The sequence below is a fragment of the Acetobacter pomorum genome, assembly GCF_002738225.1.
Lineage (GTDB): Bacteria > Pseudomonadota > Alphaproteobacteria > Acetobacterales > Acetobacteraceae > Acetobacter > Acetobacter pomorum.
In genome coordinates, this window is the sequence record NZ_PEBQ01000152.1 from 1 (window position 1) to 2971 (window position 2971).

The 2971-nt window shown below is 40.5% G+C and carries 2 protein-coding genes; one reads left to right on the plus strand and one right to left on the minus strand.

Annotated features, from left to right (window positions below):
• Positions 1–393: 393 nt before the first annotated feature.
• On the minus strand, positions 394–1047 hold the full coding sequence (locus CSR02_RS12395; RefSeq protein ID WP_099541852.1) for a GNAT family N-acetyltransferase: 654 nt from the start codon (positions 1045–1047) through the stop codon (positions 394–396).
• 550 nt (positions 1048–1597) lie between these two features.
• Here CSR02_RS12395 and CSR02_RS16335 point away from each other — a divergent pair.
• A complete protein-coding gene (locus CSR02_RS16335) occupies positions 1598–2845 on the plus strand; it encodes a hypothetical protein (RefSeq protein ID WP_143225580.1) in 1248 nt (415 codons plus the stop codon).
• Positions 2846–2971 lie beyond the last annotated feature (126 nt).

The window sequence follows — 2971 nt, forward strand, 5'->3', positions numbered from 1 at the left end:
GTCGGAACTTCTGCTTGATTGGCAGATTTATCATTAACTTCTGCATTTTTATCGCGATTAAGTGGTTTTTTCGGCGACAAAAACGGCAGTCATCGGCGGATTATGAATCTCCGTTTAATCCGGATAATGTTCTACCGAGGCCATAAAAATCCACTTATTAATGATAAAAATAGCAGGCTAATTTCGTGAGAATTTAACTGCTTATTCTGGCGGAAGTTACGTCAGCAATGGGGAAAAGTGGACCTAAGGCTCAAAGATATCCCGATTAACTAATGGCCACTATCGTTTTCCGCAAACTTAACCCATAAGCACCTTCTGGGAGGTATTGAATGGTCACTCAAGAGCAAACGTACGCTAGAGTTATTATCAATGGAGTTCTCCGATGATCGGAAATCAGCGCGGTTTCTGTCTGACCATAATCCAGTTCGGGAAGCTACGGCCATTGATGGCAATGGGTTCGGCATTCGTCACCTGAAATCCTAGCTTCTCATAGAAGGTCACGTTTTGTGGTCTTTGGGTAACAAGTGATGCCGGGAATGGGGATGTATCCACTACGTATGACAGTTCGCGCCGCAATATACTGGAACCCAACCCGCGCCCCTGGTAGTCAAAACGAACAACCATATTATTGAGATACCAACTAGGCTGCCCATTCAGGCACGCTTTCCGCCGGGCCTCAATCATGTTGATGACTTTTAACGTGCACCGAAAAGTCTCCAACCCATGGCGGAAAGGCAACGCCAGAAGGCCATGACGTGCCAACAAAGCAGGAGATGCTTCAGGAGAGCCGGGTGGGTGCCAGAACCCCATGGCGGCAACCCTTTCACTACGGTCACGCACAGCAAAACTCCGTCCCAGCGCGAACTGGACGCCAAGGTTCGCTTTCATCAGCCACATCAGGCGCGTGCGCCGGGTTACGGCATCGGGATAGAGGAAAACATGAGCCGGATTGTCAAAAAAAGCCTGGGTGAGGAGAGCGGAGGCTTCATCGCGGTCAAAAATGGTCAGGACCGCATCCCTGAAAGCATCTATCATAGTATCCTTCATTTCAAGGTTGCCATTAAATGCCTAATTACATAAATTGAACGATAAGTAATTTGATACTTCTATATTTAATCTCAATCAACTTGATCTATTTTTTTTGTTTAATATCTATACTTCACTATATGAATTTTTCGAATTTCATCTATTTTTGCTAGAATCTTCTCCTGCGTCAAATGTTGACGTTCTACTGATCTCCCAATCTTTGCATCTCGTTGGCATCCCTTCATAATTGAAGCTGTTTTTTCAAGGCAAGTCACCATCACGAATATCTGCTTTTCCGGGCTATCTAAAATAATCTAAATGTCCGAAATGAGGCGACTACAGCCTGTCTGCTCTGTTGTTGATGAGCCGACAGGCTGTTTAGGGGAACGAGACTGTCCGCTTAGGGCTGTGTCCATTGAGGCGGAGGCGCGGCTAAACTAGGACCCGAGCATCTTGCTGGTGAGACAAACAATAAATCGCCCGCGGGTATCGACCTGCTCAAATGATTTTCGTATGATAAAATCGCTATTTTTTTCCCAAATTATATGCTTGCAAAGCTTAGGATGATTTTATGTTGGAATTTCATCAAATAAGGAATTTAGGTCCAGAAAATATAAAGATCATTCTTATACTTGTTCCTGGAACATTTTCGAGGAGTAAAGGTGACAATCCACAAGTTGTCCGATGGTTTGATGAAAATTCCACTTTCATAGAAAAAATAATCGGTGAAACGGAATGTGATATTTCCTGTTTGTACTGGGACACAAGAAATAAACATGAAAGTAGAAATAATTCATCTGTTTTTTTAGCAGAAACTATAAACAATAAATATTCGAATTATGAGAAAATATTTATCTTATCTCATAGCCATGGAGGAAATATTTCTTTCTCCGCCATTAAAAACATTTCAGATAACTTGGTGCCAAGAGTAGAGTTAATTACAATGGCCACCCCATTTATTACAATGGGGGCCGCTAAAATGAACTGGAATTTTGCTGGTGTTTGGTATTGTTTTTTGTTTTTATCCGGAATAACTTTTCTTTATTTAAGTAAAAACTTATCTGGTATAAATATACCATTTTATATTTATTGTTTTATATACACCACTTTGATCATTTATGGAATTGTTCCAATATATTATTGTATATCAAACAAGAGAAAACTATCAAATTCCGCTACATATGAATCTTCAGTCAATTATCGCGGAGACATTCTACGAAATGTTGTTCCCATACATATTATGCGATCACCTTACGACGAGGCCACTTTCATCACCAGCCTTCCGGGTTTTTTGTATTCTATAAGTAAGTTAGCAACAGATATTTGTATAGAGGTCATGGCAGCGCCGATTGTACGGGTAATGCCGGAAGAATCTAATGAAACGATCGCCAGAAAGGTTTCGCGCAGAACGCTAAAATCACTCCTTCTTTTTTCTCCTATCTTGGTTCCTAGTATTTTTTATACAATCCTTAATGTTAAGAACAATATATTCGGCATTAATGTTTCAAACTTTATTCCAACCATTATCACATTTATACTTTTTTTATTATCATATTTAGTTTGTATTTTAAACTCTATACATGTTGTTTCTTATACATTACTTGGTATGGGGCAAATGGGCCTCAAGGATGCTGATATTTCAATCGATAGTACTCCCGATCACGGAGGAATTTCCGAAGTGAAAACCTATTTGACAGATGCCGGAAGACTTTCATCGTTACGTATGCGGCACTCGCTTTATAATGATGCTACTTGCGTTTCAGATATAATATCGATCGTTAAAGGACCTTCTTCTGCAGGAAAGGAAAATTCCAAGTGACGGATTTTATGTCCGCTTTTAGGTCACAGAGATATGTCAAGAGGTCAGAAAAGAGGCGTAAGCGGAATGTCTGGATCTGTCCGCGTTGTTGTCGGAACTTCTGCTTGATTGGCAGATTTATCATTA